Source organism: Candidatus Pantoea rara (assembly GCF_051136265.1).
GTDB lineage: Bacteria > Pseudomonadota > Gammaproteobacteria > Enterobacterales > Enterobacteriaceae > Pantoea > Pantoea rara.
This window is the reverse complement of record NZ_CP194942.1, coordinates 2,736,538-2,750,661: the sequence shown is the minus strand read 5'-3', so window position 1 is coordinate 2,750,661 and position 14,124 is coordinate 2,736,538. Positions and strand designations below refer to the sequence as shown.

General features: G+C 54.7%; 16 protein-coding genes. 9 read left to right on the top strand and 7 right to left on the bottom strand.

What is annotated here, in order from left to right; translation table 11 throughout:
- Positions 1-215: 215 nt before the first annotated feature.
- Genes ACR8BF_RS13080 through ACR8BF_RS13060 form a run of 5 tightly spaced genes read left to right on the top strand, consistent with a single transcriptional unit; the run spans position 216 to position 4,846 of the window.
- The gene (locus ACR8BF_RS13080) at positions 216-1,064 is read left to right on the top strand and encodes a transporter substrate-binding domain-containing protein (protein ID WP_179896325.1); all 849 of its coding nucleotides are present in this window, start codon (positions 216-218) and stop codon (positions 1,062-1,064) included.
- A gap of 12 nt (positions 1,065-1,076) precedes the next feature.
- Positions 1,077-1,796, top strand: a complete 720-nt coding sequence (locus ACR8BF_RS13075) for an ABC transporter permease (RefSeq protein WP_292990373.1) — start codon at positions 1,077-1,079, stop codon at positions 1,794-1,796.
- Between the two features lie 8 nt (positions 1,797-1,804).
- A complete protein-coding gene (locus ACR8BF_RS13070; RefSeq protein ID WP_434745085.1) occupies positions 1,805-2,545 on the top strand; it encodes an ABC transporter permease in 741 nt (246 codons plus the stop codon).
- A complete protein-coding gene (locus ACR8BF_RS13065; RefSeq protein ID WP_179896320.1) occupies positions 2,538-3,332 on the top strand; it encodes an ABC transporter ATP-binding protein in 795 nt (264 codons plus the stop codon). Before ACR8BF_RS13070 ends, ACR8BF_RS13065 begins: the two co-directional genes overlap by 8 nt.
- A complete protein-coding gene (locus ACR8BF_RS13060) occupies positions 3,329-4,846 on the top strand; it encodes a histidine ammonia-lyase (RefSeq protein WP_314983442.1) in 1,518 nt (505 codons plus the stop codon). The genes ACR8BF_RS13065 and ACR8BF_RS13060 overlap by 4 nt, the downstream gene beginning before the upstream one ends.
- A 3-nt stretch (positions 4,847-4,849) precedes the next feature.
- Here ACR8BF_RS13060 and ACR8BF_RS13055 read toward each other — a convergent pair whose 3' ends face one another.
- A complete protein-coding gene (locus ACR8BF_RS13055) occupies positions 4,850-5,482 on the bottom strand; it encodes a flavin reductase family protein (RefSeq protein WP_179896316.1) in 633 nt (210 codons plus the stop codon).
- A gap of 141 nt (positions 5,483-5,623) precedes the next feature.
- Here ACR8BF_RS13055 and rlmF point away from each other — a divergent pair, with 141 nt between their 5' ends.
- Positions 5,624-6,556 carry a 23S rRNA (adenine(1618)-N(6))-methyltransferase RlmF gene (rlmF, locus tag ACR8BF_RS13050; protein WP_179896314.1) on the top strand — a complete coding sequence of 311 codons (933 nt, stop codon included), beginning with the start codon at positions 5,624-5,626 and terminating at the stop codon, positions 6,554-6,556.
- A gap of 79 nt (positions 6,557-6,635) precedes the next feature.
- Here rlmF and glnQ read toward each other — a convergent pair whose 3' ends face one another.
- From glnQ to rhtA, 5 genes are all read right to left on the bottom strand, one after another.
- The gene (glnQ, locus tag ACR8BF_RS13045) at positions 6,636-7,358 is read right to left on the bottom strand and encodes a glutamine ABC transporter ATP-binding protein GlnQ (protein ID WP_003851741.1); all 723 of its coding nucleotides are present in this window, start codon (positions 7,356-7,358) and stop codon (positions 6,636-6,638) included.
- A complete protein-coding gene (glnP, locus tag ACR8BF_RS13040) occupies positions 7,355-8,014 on the bottom strand; it encodes a glutamine ABC transporter permease GlnP (protein WP_022625976.1) in 660 nt (219 codons plus the stop codon). The genes glnQ and glnP overlap by 4 nt, the downstream gene beginning before the upstream one ends.
- A gap of 78 nt (positions 8,015-8,092) precedes the next feature.
- On the bottom strand, positions 8,093-8,839 hold the full coding sequence (gene glnH, locus ACR8BF_RS13035) for a glutamine ABC transporter substrate-binding protein GlnH (RefSeq protein WP_090962721.1): 747 nt from the start codon (positions 8,837-8,839) through the stop codon (positions 8,093-8,095).
- A 319-nt stretch (positions 8,840-9,158) separates the two neighbouring features.
- Complete coding sequence (gene dps / locus ACR8BF_RS13030) at positions 9,159-9,662, bottom strand: DNA starvation/stationary phase protection protein Dps (protein ID WP_090962719.1); 504 nt, start codon at positions 9,660-9,662, stop codon at positions 9,159-9,161.
- A gap of 326 nt (positions 9,663-9,988) precedes the next feature.
- The gene (gene rhtA / locus ACR8BF_RS13025) at positions 9,989-10,903 is read right to left on the bottom strand and encodes a threonine/homoserine exporter RhtA (protein ID WP_434745084.1); all 915 of its coding nucleotides are present in this window, start codon (positions 10,901-10,903) and stop codon (positions 9,989-9,991) included.
- A gap of 368 nt (positions 10,904-11,271) precedes the next feature.
- Between rhtA and ompX the strand changes: the two genes are divergently transcribed.
- A complete protein-coding gene (gene ompX, locus ACR8BF_RS13020) occupies positions 11,272-11,784 on the top strand; it encodes an outer membrane protein OmpX (RefSeq protein WP_090962715.1) in 513 nt (170 codons plus the stop codon).
- A gap of 241 nt (positions 11,785-12,025) precedes the next feature.
- On the opposite strand, the gene ACR8BF_RS13015 is transcribed toward ompX, so the two are convergent.
- Positions 12,026-12,217: a hypothetical protein gene (locus tag ACR8BF_RS13015; protein ID WP_033782439.1), complete on the bottom strand. Its 192-nt coding sequence runs from the start codon at positions 12,215-12,217 to the stop codon at positions 12,026-12,028.
- Between the two features lie 253 nt (positions 12,218-12,470).
- Between ACR8BF_RS13015 and mntR the strand changes: the two genes are divergently transcribed.
- Both mntR and ACR8BF_RS13005 read left to right on the top strand, forming a co-directional pair.
- A complete protein-coding gene (mntR, locus tag ACR8BF_RS13010; protein WP_003850512.1) occupies positions 12,471-12,929 on the top strand; it encodes a manganese-binding transcriptional regulator MntR in 459 nt (152 codons plus the stop codon).
- 20 nt (positions 12,930-12,949) lie between these two features.
- On the top strand, positions 12,950-14,059 hold the full coding sequence (locus ACR8BF_RS13005; RefSeq protein ID WP_179896311.1) for an SLC13 family permease: 1,110 nt from the start codon (positions 12,950-12,952) through the stop codon (positions 14,057-14,059).
- Positions 14,060-14,124 lie beyond the last annotated feature (65 nt).

Sequence of the window (14,124 nt, the reverse complement as noted above, 5' to 3'; positions counted from 1 at the left end):
TCCGTCTCTGCAGAGCTGGCATAACCTTTGCTAGGTTGTATGTACAAGTGCAGCAGTGCCACTCTCCACATCATAAATTCTATCTGGCTCACAAAATGATAAAGCCGGCAATGAACTGCGCTGCGTTAACTTGTATATACATGACATATCATCCTGTGAAATTTATGTTAAATCTCGTCAGGGCGATCACCAGGCCGCTACTTCAGGAGAACCGTATGACACACCCTCTGACTTTTCGTCGTTTATGTCTCACTACGCTGGTTTCCAGCCTGCTGCTCTGTGGCGTCAGTGCCCAGGCTAAAGAGTGGAAGTCAATCACCATTGCCACTGAAGGCAGTTATGAACCCTGGAACCTCACGCTGCCGGGCGGCAAGCTGGGCGGTTTCGAACCGGAACTGATGGCGGATCTCTGCCAGCGCATGGCGATCCAGTGCAAGCTGGTGGTGCAGAACTGGGATGGGATGATCGCCGGACTGAATGCCGGAAAATATGACGTCATTATGGATGCGATCGTGATTACGCCCGACCGCAAGAAAGTCGTGAATTTCACCGTACCCTACGCCTCAACGCCTGCCACCTTCATCACGGTAAAAGGGTCACTGCTGCCCGCTGACAGTAAGATCATCAAACTCACCGACGACGCCGGAACCGTGGAACCTGCCATTGCACCCCTGAAAGCAGCGCTGAAAGGCAAAACGATCGGTATCGCCTCCGGCACGGTTTATACGCCATTCATCGACAAATATTTCAAAGATGTGGCAGACATCCGCGAATACACCAGCTCAGCGGATGCGATCCTCGATTTGCAGGCGGGGCGGATTGACGCGGTATTTGACGACGTCACCTTTGCGCAGTCGATGCTGGCGCGGCCGGATAACCGTAACCTGAGTTTCAGCGGTCCACAGCTGGGCGGCCCAATCTGGGGTGAGGGTGAAGCGATGGGCGTGCGTATGGCAGACAACGATCTGAAAGCCCGACTGGATCAGGCGATCCAAGCCGCGCTGGCCGACGGCACAGTGAAAAAGCTGAGCGAGAAGTGGTTCAAAACTGACGTCACACCCTGAGTGAGGTAACTGATGATAAGCCTGCTGAGTTTTGGACCGGACGGCTGGGGACGGTTGATTCTGAGTGCCACGCTGACCACGTTGCTGCTGTCGCTTTGCGCACTGCTGGTCGGTGCGGTGGTGGGATCGGGCGTTGCCGCCGCAAAGTTATCTTCCCATCGCGCGGTACGCTGGCTGGGGGAAGGCTACTCGGTCATCTTTCGTGGCATCCCTGAGCTGCTGGTGATCTACCTGTTCTACTTTGGCGGTTCGGGACTGATCACGCAGATCGGACAACTGTTTGGCGCGGACGGCTTTATTGAAGCGCCGCCGTTTCTGATCGGGGCATTGGCGATCGGGCTTATCTCTGGCTCTTACCAGGCGGAAGTCTATCGTGCCGCACGACTGGCCCTGGCGAAAGGGGAGATCGAAGCCGCCGTCGCCATTGGTATGCCGCGCTGGCGCATCCGGCAACGCATTCTGCTGCCGCAGGTGGCGCGCTATGCGCTGCCCGGCCTGTCAAACGTCTGGCAGATGAGCCTGAAAGATTCGGCGCTGGTGTCAGTGACCGGCATTGTCGAGCTGATGCGGGCCAGCCAGATTGCGGCCGGTTCAACCCGGGACTATTTCTCCTTTTACCTGGTGGGCGGTGCCTGTTATCTGCTGCTGACGCTGCTGTCGAACCGCGCCTTTTTGCGGGCGGAAACCCGTCTGGGTCGCGCCTGGCAAAGCCGCACTGCTGCACAGCATTAAGGACATTTATGATCGATTTTGCGTTCCTTACTGAAACCTTTCTGAAACTCAGCGCGGCGCTGCCAGTCACGCTCGGCCTGTTTATCAGCGCCTTTCTCTGTGGGGGCGTGCTGGCGGTGGGCATTCTGGCACTGCGCATGAGCCGCTGGCGGCTGCTGAGTGCATTTGCCCGCGGCTACATTCTGGTGTTTCGCGGCTCGCCGCTGATGATCCAGCTGTTCCTGATCTACTACGGTCTGGGACAGTTTGGTGTGATTCGCCACAGCGTCTTCTGGCCGTTTCTGCGTGAGCCTTTTACCTGCGCGGTGCTGGCACTGTCGCTCTGTACTGCTGCCTACACGGCGGAGATCCTGCGTGGCGCACTGCTGGCGGTCCCGCCCGGTCAGGTGGAAGCGGGGATGGCGTGCGGTATGTCGCGTGGCCTGCTGCTGCGGCGCATTATCGCGCCGGTGATGCTGCGTTATGCGCTGCCTGCGTACTCCACCGAAGCGATTCTGCTGGTGAAATCGACCGCGCTGGCCAGTCTGGTAACGGTGTGGGATGTCACCGGGGTAGCCCAGCAGATTATCCAGCGTACTTACCGCACCATGGAGGTGTTCCTGTGTGCGGCGGCGATCTACCTGATCCTCAACTTCATCATTGTTCAATTGTATGCCCTGCTGGAGCGGCGTCTGACACCGGTTCATAAACCGGAAAAAAAACCGTTACCAGCCGCTAAGCCGATCCCCGGAGGAGAAAAAAATGTCTGAACTGCCACCCGTCACGCTGTCGGCCAGCGACATCCATAAATCCTTTGGCGCGATGGAGGTGCTGAAGGGCATCTCGCTGCAGGCGCACCAGGGCGATGTCATCTCTATTCTCGGTGCCAGCGGCTCGGGCAAAAGTACGCTGCTGCGCTGTATTAATTTGCTGGAGACGCCCGATTCTGGCGTGGTTAGCGTCGGCGGGGAAACCATTGAGATGAAGCGTCATGCGCGCGGGCACCAGCTGGCAGCTAACCCGCGTCAGATTGAGCGGCTGCGTTCCCGGCTGGGGATGGTGTTTCAGAGCTTTAATCTCTGGTCGCATCTCACCGTCCTGCAAAACGTCATTGAAGGGCCGCACTACGTCCTGAAGCGTGATAAAAAAGCCTGCATCGTCCAGGCGGAACAGCTGCTGGATCGGGTCGGTTTGCTGAATCGCAAAGATTTCTATCCTGCCCAGCTTTCAGGCGGCCAGCAGCAGCGGGTGGCGATCGCCCGTGCGCTGGCGATGGACCCGGAGGTGATGCTGTTTGATGAACCCACGTCAGCACTGGACCCGGAACTGGTGGGCGAGGTGCTGAAGGTGATGCGCAGTCTGGCGGAAGAGGGGCGTACTATGCTGGTGGTCACTCACGAGATGGGCTTTGCCCGCAACGTCTCAAACCGGGTGGTGTTTATGCATCAGGGCACGATTGATTGTCAGGGCACGCCAGAGGCGATGTTCGGCGAGGCGGGATCGGCGCGCTTTAAGCAGTTTATCTCCAGTCATCATCAGGTGGAGCCGGTGGTATGAGCGACGAGACGAATCAGACGCGGGTCTGGGGTGATGGCCCGCTAAAGTGGCAGGCGCTGGTGCAGGTCGCCCGGCACGGCGCGACCCTGACGCTGAGCGACAGCGCCTGGCAGCGCATCGCGCAGAGCCGTGAAATTGTCGGAAATATCGTGGCAGCGGGGCAGGTGGCCTACGGCATCAATACCGGATTAGGGGCGTTGTGCAACATCACTCTTTCGGAAGATGAACTGAACCAGCTGTCGCGCAATACCCTGCTGAGCCATGCCTGCGGTGTCGGGCCGGTGCTGAAAAAAGCGGAGGTGCGCGCCATTCTGTGTGCCGCGATTGCCAACTACAGCCACGGCAAATCGGGTGTGTCAGTGGCGCTGGTGCAGCAACTGCTGGCGCTGCTGAATCTGCAGATTACACCTCAGGTGCCATCGCAGGGATCGGTGGGCTATCTGACGCACATGGCGCATATCGGTCTGGCGCTGATCGGCATCGGTGAGGTTGAGTGGCAGGGCGAAATCATGCCTGCGCAGCAGGCGCTGGCCCAGGCGGGATTAGCGCCTTACCGGCCAGGTGCCAAAGAGGGACTGAGCCTGGTCAACGGCACGCCCTGCATGACCGGCTTAGCCTGCCTGGCGCTGGACGATGCCGAACGTCTGCTGGACTGGGCGGATGTGACAGGCGCAATGAGCTTTGAGGCGCTGCGCGGTCAACTGGTGGCGTTTGATCCCGAAGTGCTGGCGCTCAAGGCCAGCCCGGGAATTCAGCGGAGTGGTGAACGTCTGCGCCAGTTGCTGAGTGACAGCCCGCTGCTAACCGCGAGCGTCGGTATCCGGACTCAGGATGCACTGAGTCTGCGGTCGATGCCGCAGGTGCACGGTGCCTGCCGCGATCAGTTTGATCACGCCGCTCGCCAGGTGGAGACCGAACTCAACGCCTGTACTGACAATCCGCTGATTCTTGGAACGCCGCAGGAGTGGCGCGTGGTGTCTCAGTCACATCCGCATGGTGAGTCGGTGGCCATGGCCTGTGATCTGCTGGCGATTGCGCTGGCGGAGCTGGGGAGCATTGCTGAGCGACGACTTGATCGGCTGGTGAACCCGCTGGTCAGTGGCCTGCCGCCGTTTCTGGTGGCTGAGCCTGGCGTCAATTCCGGCATGATGATTGCGCAGTACGTGGCGGCCTCGCTCTGCGCGGAAAACCGTCAACTGGCGCAGCCTGCGGTGCTCGATAACTATGTCACATCAGGATTACAGGAAGATCATCTGAGTCTCGGCACCGGGTCGGCGCTGAAGCTGCTGAAGCTGGTCAGCAACGTCGATCACATCATCGCGATTGAGTATTTGCTGGCGGCACAGGCGCTGGAATTTCACGGTGAATCGCAGCTGGCAGCAGGCACACGGCGTGCCTGGCAGCATCTGCGTCAGGGTGTTGCGCGCTGGCAGCAGGATCGCTGGCTGGCACCCGACATCGCCCGCGCAGTGGCTCAGATAAAAGCGCACCGGGCTGATGCGCCTGTGGGGTGAGGATTACCTGCGGCGTGCGTCCGGACGGACTAAATCAAAGCGCTGCGCTTCACTGATACCGTAATAGGCGCTGGGGCCGCCTGCGCGCAGAATCGGTTCGGCTTTTGCAGTCTGATAAATGCCCTCTTCCAGCAGCGAGTCATCGATGTGGATCGCCACCGCTTCACCCATGACCAGCCAGCTGTCGAGCAGGTTGCCGCTGGCATCCTGCAGCTGAATCAGTTGCGTCAGGCGGCACTCGAAGTTGACCGGGCTTTCTGCCACCAGGTTCGCACTGACCTGAGATGCCGCCAGCGGCGTTAACCCGGCAAAGGCAAATTCATCCTGATCGGCCGGCAGTGAAGCGGAACTTTCGTTCATCGCTTCGGCCAGCGGGCGGGTTGCGAGGTTCCAGACAAACTCTTTTGTCTCCGCGATATTCCGGACGCTGTCTTTCCAGCCGCTGCTGGCAAAACCGATAATCGGCGGCTGATAGTTGAAGCAGTTAAAGAAGCTGTAAGGGGCCAGATTATGCTGGCCGCTGGCGCTGACAGAGCTAATCCAGCCAATTGGGCGCGGCCCGATAATCGCATTCAGCGGATCGTGCGGCAGACCGTGACCAGCACGGGGTTGATAGGAATAGCGTTTCCGGGTCATAACGTCTCCAGCAGGGAATTTTATTTATCTTAGCCCCACAGCATCGCCCGACGGAACCGGAATGAGGTAAGCGGATGGTGCGGGTTTATTTTCCGACGCCTACAGCGTATTGTACGCGCGCCGGAATAATTGAGAGAACGTATGAAAAAGTCAGCCAGCACGTCGCCCTTCCACGCCCGCAATCGCCATCAGGGCGAATACGATTTTGCCGCGTTAACCGCTGCCCATCCACCGCTGAAGGCCAAAGTCCGGCCCAACGGATATGGCGTGAAGTCCGTGGATTTTGCGGACCCGGAGGCGGTGATGCTGCTGAACCAGGCGCTGATCAAACTGTTTTACGACATCGACTGGCAACTGGCTCCCGGCTCACTCTGCCCGCCAGTACCGGGACGCGCCGATTATCTGCACTATCTTGCCGATTTGCTGGCGCTGGATAACAACGGCGTCATCCCGATGGCGGACGTACTCGATGTCGGCTGCGGTGCAAACTGCATCTATCCATTGATTGGTGCAGCAGAATATGGCTGGCGCTTTACCGGCACCGAGATTGATGAAGCCGCCATTAAAGCCGCTAACCGCATTGTCGCGGCCAACCCACGCCTGACGCGCCAGATCCGTTTGCGTCGTCAGAAAAACACCGATGCGGTGCTGGCGGGTGTGGTCAGCAAAACGGAATTTTTCAGCGCAGTAATGTGTAATCCGCCGTTCCACGCGTCGCCGGATGAGGCAGTGGCAGGTTCACAGCGTAAGGTCCGCAATCTCGGGCTGGATAAAAATGCACCGCTTAACTTTGGCGGACAGCACAATGAACTGTGGTATCCCGGTGGCGAGAAAGGCTTTATCGGCAAGATGATCGCCGAAAGCGTGGCGCTGGGTCGTCAGATCGGCTGGTTTACCTCGCTGGTGTCGCGCAAAGAGAACTTACCGGCGCTGGAAAAACAGCTGCAGGCGCTCGACGTCGCTGAGGTGCGGGTAGTGAATATGGCGCAGGGTCAGAAGCAGAGCCGCTTCCTGGCGTGGAGTTTTATGGCTGCCGCGCAGCGCAGCAAACTGCTGAGTCGCCTGGGTAACTAAGAGGTCTCTTTACGCAGGCAACGGGTTTATCTGCGGACGAAGAGGAAAAAAGAACGGGCCGCGATGCGGCCCGTTTCGATCAGGAGACGTGCTGCAGAAATTCGCGCAGACGATCGCTGGGGGGGTTGCTGATCAGGCTGTCGGGATCGCCATCTTCCGCAATCCGGCCTTTGTCGATAAAGATCAGGCGCGAAGCGACCTTCTGTGCGAAGCCGACTTCGTGCGTCACAATCACCATCGTCATGCCTTCTTCCGCCAGATCCTGCATCACTTTCAGCACTTCGTGACGCAGTTCCGGGTCCAGCGCTGAGGTGGGTTCATCAAATAGCATCATTTTTGGCTTAACCGCCAGCGCACGAGCAATCGCCACGCGCTGCTGCTGGCCACCGGAAAGCTCAGACGGGAAGTGATGAGCACGCTCGGCCAGGCCCACTTTGCCCAGCAGTTCACGCGCCAGCTGGCGTGCCGCCTCTTTGCTGGCACCGCGCACCCTAATGGGACCAAAGGCGACGTTGTCCAGCGCACTCATCTGTGGGAACAGATGAAACTGCTGAAACACCATGCCCGCTTCCTGACGAATCAGGCGGTCATCAACTTTCGGGTCATTCACGCGCAGGCCATCAACAATCAGCTCGCCACTGGTGATCTCTTCCAGCTTGTTAATGCAACGCAGCAGGGTCGACTTACCGGAACCAGAGGGACCGATAATGACCACCACTTCGCCCTGGTTAATTTTCAGATCAATATTGTGCAGCACCTGGGTCTGGCCAAAATGCTTGGAGACATCTTTAAATTCAATCACAGGATTTTCACCCTTTTCTCAATGCGGCGCAGCACAAAGCTCAACACCAGCGTAATCACCAGATAGATGATCGCGACGGCGCTCCAGATTTCCAGAGCGCGGAAGTTACCGGCAATAATTTCCTGACCCTGACGTGTCAGTTCAGCCACACCGATAACGATGAACAGTGAGGTATCTTTGATGCTGACAATCCACTGGTTGCCCAGCGGCGGCAGCATACGGCGCAGCGCCAGCGGCATAATCACGTAGCGCAGCGTCTCGCGGCTCGACAGGCCAAGCGCCAGTCCGGCTTCGCGGAAGCCCTTGTTGATCGACAGCACGGCACCACGGGTAATCTCGGCAATATACGCGCCAGAGTTAATCATGATGGTGACCACCGCCGCGCTGAAGGGATCAATGCGCAGGTCGGGGAAGGCCATCGGCAAAGCAAAATAGATAAACATCACCTGCACCACGATCGGGGTGCCACGGATGATTTCGATAAACACCAGTGCGATGTTATTGGTGATCCAGCCGCCGTAAGCGCGGGCAAAACCAGCTACCAGCCCGATGAACAGGCCGCCAACCAGTCCAATAATTGAGATTATTAAGGTCAGTTTAGCGCCTTCAAGCAGCGCTGGCATGGCGGGCCAGATGACGCTCCAGTCAAACTCCATGGTGTCACTCCAGATATGTTGCGATGGAAAAAAGCAGGGAAAAAGTTTCCCTGCTGAAATCAGATAACGGGCAAATTATTATTTAGGTTCGGTGCCAAACCATTTTTTATAGAGCGTGTTGTAGGTGCCGTTCTCTTTCAGGGTTTTCAGTGCGCCGTTAACTTTTTCACGTAAATCGTCGCTGCCTTTCGGGAAGGCAATACCATACTGCTGCGCTTCAATTGAGTCGCCTACCGCTTTAAAGCGGCCTTTACCCGCAGTGTGGATGAAGTAAAGGATGTTAGGCGTGTCATGCAGCACGGCGTCCGCACGGTTGGTGCCCAGCTCCATATAGGCGCTGTCGATGTTCGGGAACTGACGCAGGTCTTTAGATTTGATGTTAGCTTTTGCGTATTCCACAGAGCCGGTACCGCTTTTCACAGCAACCACTTTACCGTTCAGATCGCTGATGCCTTTGATGTCGTTTTCGTTGTTACGCACCATGACCTGCAAACCGCTTTTGTAATAGCCATCAGAAAACTCGATCGCTTTTTTACGTTCTTCAGTAATGGTGATACCCGCCAGTGCCAGATCGACATTGCGCGTTTGCAGTGCAGGGATAATGCCGCTGAAGTCCATTGGCTTCAGGGTGTAATCAAGCTTCAGCTCTTTTGCAATGGCATCCCACAGATCCACATCAAAGCCGACATATTTGTCGCCTTGTTTGAATTCAAACGGAACAAAGGCGGTATCAGTCGCGACGACCAGCTTCTTTTCGGCTGCAGTGGAGGAGAGGGAGAAGGCCAGCGCCAGCGCGGCCACAGAAACTTTTAACAGTGACTTCATTATTTTTCCTTTTTTTACTACCAGGCGGCAGGGCCTGCGTTTGCGGCTTGTCATATGAAAGAACTATGCCAACATTGCAAAATTCGAGAAATCAGAGAGTTAAATAACATAGCTGACACGATTTTGCAGTTAATTCTGCCTTTGCACCATTTTGGTGTTTAGTTTTGGTGCATGAGGCTATTTTGGTGCAAACGGTAGTGTGCCTCAGATGTTAAGGCTGTGAAGCGAAGGAAGGAAGAACTGTTAACAGGGTCATAAAAATGCGGTCACACAGACGTAAAAAAGGCGGGTTTCCCCGCCTGATTGACTGCAGTGAGTTTTATTCAATGTTGGCTTCGATGAACCACAGGAATTTATCCAGATCGCGTGATGCTGCAGTAAAGATGTCAGCAGTATCTTCGTCTTTCACTTCAGAAATGGCTTTACGGGTATCATTAGCAACAACGCTGTAGCGGTCTGCGAGCGCTTTCAGATGATCCTGGACGCTGTGGATGTTCAGCGGATAGCTTTTCAGCGGGGTCGTGTCGTTAACAACCTGCGTAGTACCCAGCGCCACGCCACCCAGTTGAACGACACGCTCAGCAATGGTGTCCTGATGATCGGTGATCGCAGTACGGAAGCCGTCCAGCATCTCATGCACACCGATGAAGTTCGCACCGCGCATGTTCCAGTGCGCCTGCTTAGTAATCAATGACAGGTCAATAAACTCGACTACCAGACGGTTCAACACCGCGATGGTGGCTTTCTTCTCGTCTTCGGCCACATCATTGCGGGTATAAATCAGGTCAGAAGATTTAGTTTTAACCAATTTAGCGGTACTCATCGTTTCAGTCCTCTCTTTGATGGTTGTCCTAATCAAGTACCGAATAAGTATAGCAGCGCTTTTGAGCTTTGCAGAAACGACTTTGTCGATGGATGAAATAGCGTAGGTCTTTTTTTAAATGCGAAGCATCGCCTGAAACGTTAATACCATGTTAAATTAAAAACAGCTAAACATATAAAATTAAATCAATAGCTTATATGAATTTGTAAATAACTGGTAAGCGACTATTTCAAAATAGTCAGCGCTTAAAAGAAAGATGATTAAGAATAGTTCTCATGATGAGCATGATTGTTATTTAGCCCGCCAGCAGAGCGGGCTGAAAGGGGTTATTTCTGACTATCGTCTGGTAATTCAACACTGTTTAACTGACTCTTTTTCGGCCGCATGGTCAGCGTGGACCCGGCCGAGGCGATGATGATAGCCAGCAACGCCAGCCACTGAAGCCCGGTCAGGGTTTCCCCCAGAAACAGCATGCCGGAAAAGGCGGCCATGGCGGGTTCAAGACTCATCAACGTACCGAAGATGCGTGCCGGTAAGCGGGTGAGGGCGATCATCTCGAGTGAGTAGGGAATGGCGCTGGAGAGTAGGGCAACCAGCAACGCGACAGGCATCACAGCCCATGTCCAGATGCCACTTTCTGCGAACGTCAGCCCCAGCGGCACAAAAATCACTGAGGCAATCAGGGAACCGATGGCCACTGTGGCCGGACCATGTTCTGCGCCTGCCCGCTGTCCTGCCAGAATATAGATTGCCCAGCAGGCACCCGCACTTACGGCCAGCGCTGCACCCAGCGGATCAATGGCTGTCATGCCGGTGCCAAAAGGCAGCAGGAACCACAGACCAATCACCGCCAGTAGCACCCAGACAAAATCGAGCGGCCGGCGCGATCCAAACAGTGCCAGTGCTAGCGGGCCGGTAAATTCCAGTCCCACCGCCACGCCCAGCGGCACGGTACGAATCGCCAGATAGAAGGTGAAATTCATGGTGCCCAAGGCCAGGCCGTACATCAGCAAAGGCAGACGCTGCTCCCGACTAAAACGTAAGCGCCAGGGTTTAAAGATGACACAGAGGATCAGCGTGCCGAATCCCAGGCGCAGCGCGGTGATACCGGTGGCACCCACGGCAGGAAACAGGCTTTTTGCCAGCGAAGCACCGCCCTGTAGCGACAGCATCGCAATCAGCAGTACGGCTATCGGCAACACTATTGGGGCAAGGGTTTTAGAAGCGGGAGAGGCAGACATCCTGTGTACTTTTCCTGGTCATCAGCATGTGAATGAACCAGTGTAAAGGAAATGGCGGGCAAAAAATCAGTGAAATAAGTTTTTAAATTTGCCTTAACTGAGCGAAATCTGGTCAAAATCAGTGCCATTTTGGTAAAGAAATGTCAGGTTTTTTTAGGATTTAACTTAAACAACGTAATAAGCACAAAATGATTATTGCAGGAAGATGACGGTTTTTATAAGAAAAATGAATGACATAGTCTGTTGCATTAACTTCCTGTTACACCAAACTTTCTGTTAGACAACAAAATCCGGGCAGAGTTTCTCGCTATTTTTTGTTATATTTTCAGCGTTGTCAGGAGAGAAGTATTTTCACATTTGAGGTGGTTATGAAAAAAATTGCATGTCTTTCAGCATTAGCCTGTGTACTGGCAGTATCTGCAGGTTCAGCAATGGCACAGAGCACCGTAACTGGTGGCTATGCTCAGAGCGATTATCAGGGCGTTGCTAACAAAGCTAACGGCTTCAACCTGAAATACCGCTACGAAGACGGTTCTAACCCACTGGGTTGGATCGGTTCATTCACCTACACTGAAAAAGATCGTACCGAAGATGGCGTTTACAATAAAGGCCAGTACTACGGTGTGACCGGTGGTCCAGCTTTCCGTCTGAACGACTGGGCTAGCATCTATGGTGTTGTAGGTATCGGCTACGGTAAATACCAGGGCAACGATACTTCATCACGTGATAAAACTGACACCAGCGACGTAGGTTTCTCTTACGGTGCAGGTCTTCAGTTTAACCCAATGCAGGACATCGCACTTGACGTTGGTTACGAGCAGAGCCGTATCCGTAGCGTTGACGTCGGTACCTGGATTGCTGGCGTAGGTTACAGCTTCTAAGTTTAGCTTAGCTGACCTGCCAAAAAACGGCCCCTTGTGGGCCGTTTTTTATTGCGCTGATTTTACCCGCCACTTTTCCGTTTCTGCACCTTTCCTGCCTCTTCTTTAAATCTAAAGCCGATCAACAGCCATGCGACGTTATGCCGCAGGGCATCATGTGCTTGTGGCAACGTTAGAAAAAAGAGATCAGAGGGGGGAAAGTGCGCCTCTCAGCCACTGGCTGAAAGGCACTGAATCAGGATTAGCCGCGCCAGATCAGATTCTGACAGCGACGATCGGCAGGCTTATGGCCCAGCAGTTTTTCAATCAACATCAGACGCAGTGTGAACGGGGAACGCGTCAGCAGGCACAGCCAGGATTTCATCTCCGTGGTTGTTTTCTTTTCAGCCTGGAAGCATTTGCTGCAATCTAAGCAACATTTCAGGGTGCTCATAGAATCACCTCCCAATCATAGTCGACGCAGTAGTCAGCAGCCTGCGGTGAGAAGCGTCATCATCACCGGAGCAACAGAGGATCAACAAGGATCACTCATTTGCTGCTTACATTATCAACAAATATAGCACTGGCTATATCGTTTAGCCAAGGCTAATGACGAAAAATTTGAGCTTCTTTGCGGCTGGTTTACAATGAGCGCAGCTAAATCCGTACAGCAGTGTCAGTACGGGCAATAATAATGAGGAAGCTGAATGAGTCGTCGTGCTAAAAGCGTGGTTTCTGCGCCAAAAGGACCACTGAAAGATATTGAAGAGCATGTCGAAGGTTTTCGGCAGGTGCGTGAAGCGCATCGTCGGGAATTAATTGATGACTACGTTGAGTTAATCTCTGATTTGATTGGTGAATTTGGCGAAGCACGTCAGGTCGATATGGCGGCCCGTCTGGGCGTTTCGCAACCCACCGTAGCTAAAATGCTGAAGCGGCTTGGCAGTGCCGGGCTGGTGGAGCAGGTGCCTTACCGCGGTGTCTTCCTGACCAGTGAAGGTGAGAAACTGGCAGAGGAGAGTCGCGCCCGTCATCATATTGTTGAAAGTTTTCTGCTGGCGTTAGGCATTAGTCCCGAAACGGCCCGACGCGATTCTGAAGGTATTGAACATCACGTCAGTGATGAAACCCTGGCTGTATTTAAGAAGTTCTCCGAAACCCGTTAACGCTAAGGCGTACCCTCACCATGCCTCAACTGCTTCGATCTTTTTTGCATGACTCAATTTTGCATTTATTAATCGTGATTGGTGTAGTTCTGGCATTCCTGGCAGATTTTCGCTGGGCCGATCTGCCGGGTGCCGTAGACTGGCATACGATTATCACCCTTACCGGATTGTTGATTCTGACCAAAGGTCTGGAAACCAGCGGCTACTTTGATGTGCTGGGGGGACGACTGATTGCCCGTTTCCGGCACGAGCGTGCGCTTGCGCTATTTATGGTGCTGGCTGCTGCCTTGCTCTCGACGTTTCTGACTAACGATGTGGCGCTGTTTATTCTGGTGCCACTGACGCTGACACTGCGAAAGTTCTCACATTTACCTATCTCGCGACTGATCATTTTTGAGGCGCTCGCGGTTAATGCCGGATCGCTGCTGACGCCGGTCGGCAACCCGCAAAACATCCTGCTGTGGAGTCACGGCAAGCTCAGCGTTATGGGATTTATTGTTCAGATGCTGCCGCTGGCTGCCTGGCTGCTGCTGAGCCTGGTGGTGTTGACCTGGTTTAGCTTCTCAAAGCGTTCGATTGATAAGCATGACAACCCGGAGCAGCCGGAGTGGCAAAAGCCGCTGTTTATCGTCAGCGTGGTGTTATACCTGCTGTTTATCGCCGGTCTGGAGCTGGAGATTACCGGCTGGATACTGCTGCTGATCCTTGCCACCTTCATGGCGATGGCGCGCCCGGTGTTGCAGCGTATCGACTGGAGCCTGCTGGCAGTGTTCATCGCCATGTTTGTTGACGTCTTCCTGCTGACGCGGTTGCCAGTCATGCAGGCTCATTTTGATGCGGTGGCGCATTTTGGTCAGGGGCAGCTCTATCTGCTGGCAATTGGTCTGTCACAGGTAATCAGTAACGTCCCGGCAACGATACTTTTGCTGCAAAAAGTCCCGCCGACCGATGTGCTCGCCTGGGCGGTCAATATAGGCGGATTCGGTCTGCTGCCGGGTTCCCTGGCTAACCTCATTGCTTTGCGTATGGCGAAAGATCGCGCCGTGTGGTGGCAATTCCATCTCTTTTCCCTTCCTCTGCTGGCCTGGTCAATGGCCAGCGGCTGGCTGCTTCTGCGGTTGCTCAATTAGGCACGACGCATCCTGCTACCTCTGAGAGGTGGCAGGATGTGCGCCATTTCTCAAGTTTCGTAAAG

Coding starts and splice junctions, on each gene's coding strand:
- ACR8BF_RS13080 (WP_179896325.1), top strand. CDS start 216: ATGACACACCCTCTGACTTTTCGTCGTTTATGTCTCACTACGCTGGTT.
- ACR8BF_RS13075 (WP_292990373.1), top strand. CDS start 1,077: ATGATAAGCCTGCTGAGTTTTGGACCGGACGGCTGGGGACGGTTGATT.
- ACR8BF_RS13070 (WP_434745085.1), top strand. CDS start 1,805: ATGATCGATTTTGCGTTCCTTACTGAAACCTTTCTGAAACTCAGCGCG.
- ACR8BF_RS13065 (WP_179896320.1), top strand. CDS start 2,538: ATGTCTGAACTGCCACCCGTCACGCTGTCGGCCAGCGACATCCATAAA.
- ACR8BF_RS13060 (WP_314983442.1), top strand. CDS start 3,329: ATGAGCGACGAGACGAATCAGACGCGGGTCTGGGGTGATGGCCCGCTA.
- ACR8BF_RS13055 (WP_179896316.1), bottom strand. CDS start 5,482: ATGACCCGGAAACGCTATTCCTATCAACCCCGTGCTGGTCACGGTCTG.
- rlmF (WP_179896314.1), top strand. CDS start 5,624: ATGAAAAAGTCAGCCAGCACGTCGCCCTTCCACGCCCGCAATCGCCAT.
- glnP (WP_022625976.1), bottom strand. CDS start 8,014: ATGGAGTTTGACTGGAGCGTCATCTGGCCCGCCATGCCAGCGCTGCTT.
- glnH (WP_090962721.1), bottom strand. CDS start 8,839: ATGAAGTCACTGTTAAAAGTTTCTGTGGCCGCGCTGGCGCTGGCCTTC.
- dps (WP_090962719.1), bottom strand. CDS start 9,662: ATGAGTACCGCTAAATTGGTTAAAACTAAATCTTCTGACCTGATTTAT.
- rhtA (WP_434745084.1), bottom strand. CDS start 10,903: ATGTCTGCCTCTCCCGCTTCTAAAACCCTTGCCCCAATAGTGTTGCCG.
- ompX (WP_090962715.1), top strand. CDS start 11,272: ATGAAAAAAATTGCATGTCTTTCAGCATTAGCCTGTGTACTGGCAGTA.
- ACR8BF_RS13015 (WP_033782439.1), bottom strand. CDS start 12,217: ATGAGCACCCTGAAATGTTGCTTAGATTGCAGCAAATGCTTCCAGGCT.
- mntR (WP_003850512.1), top strand. CDS start 12,471: ATGAGTCGTCGTGCTAAAAGCGTGGTTTCTGCGCCAAAAGGACCACTG.
- ACR8BF_RS13005 (WP_179896311.1), top strand. CDS start 12,950: ATGCCTCAACTGCTTCGATCTTTTTTGCATGACTCAATTTTGCATTTA.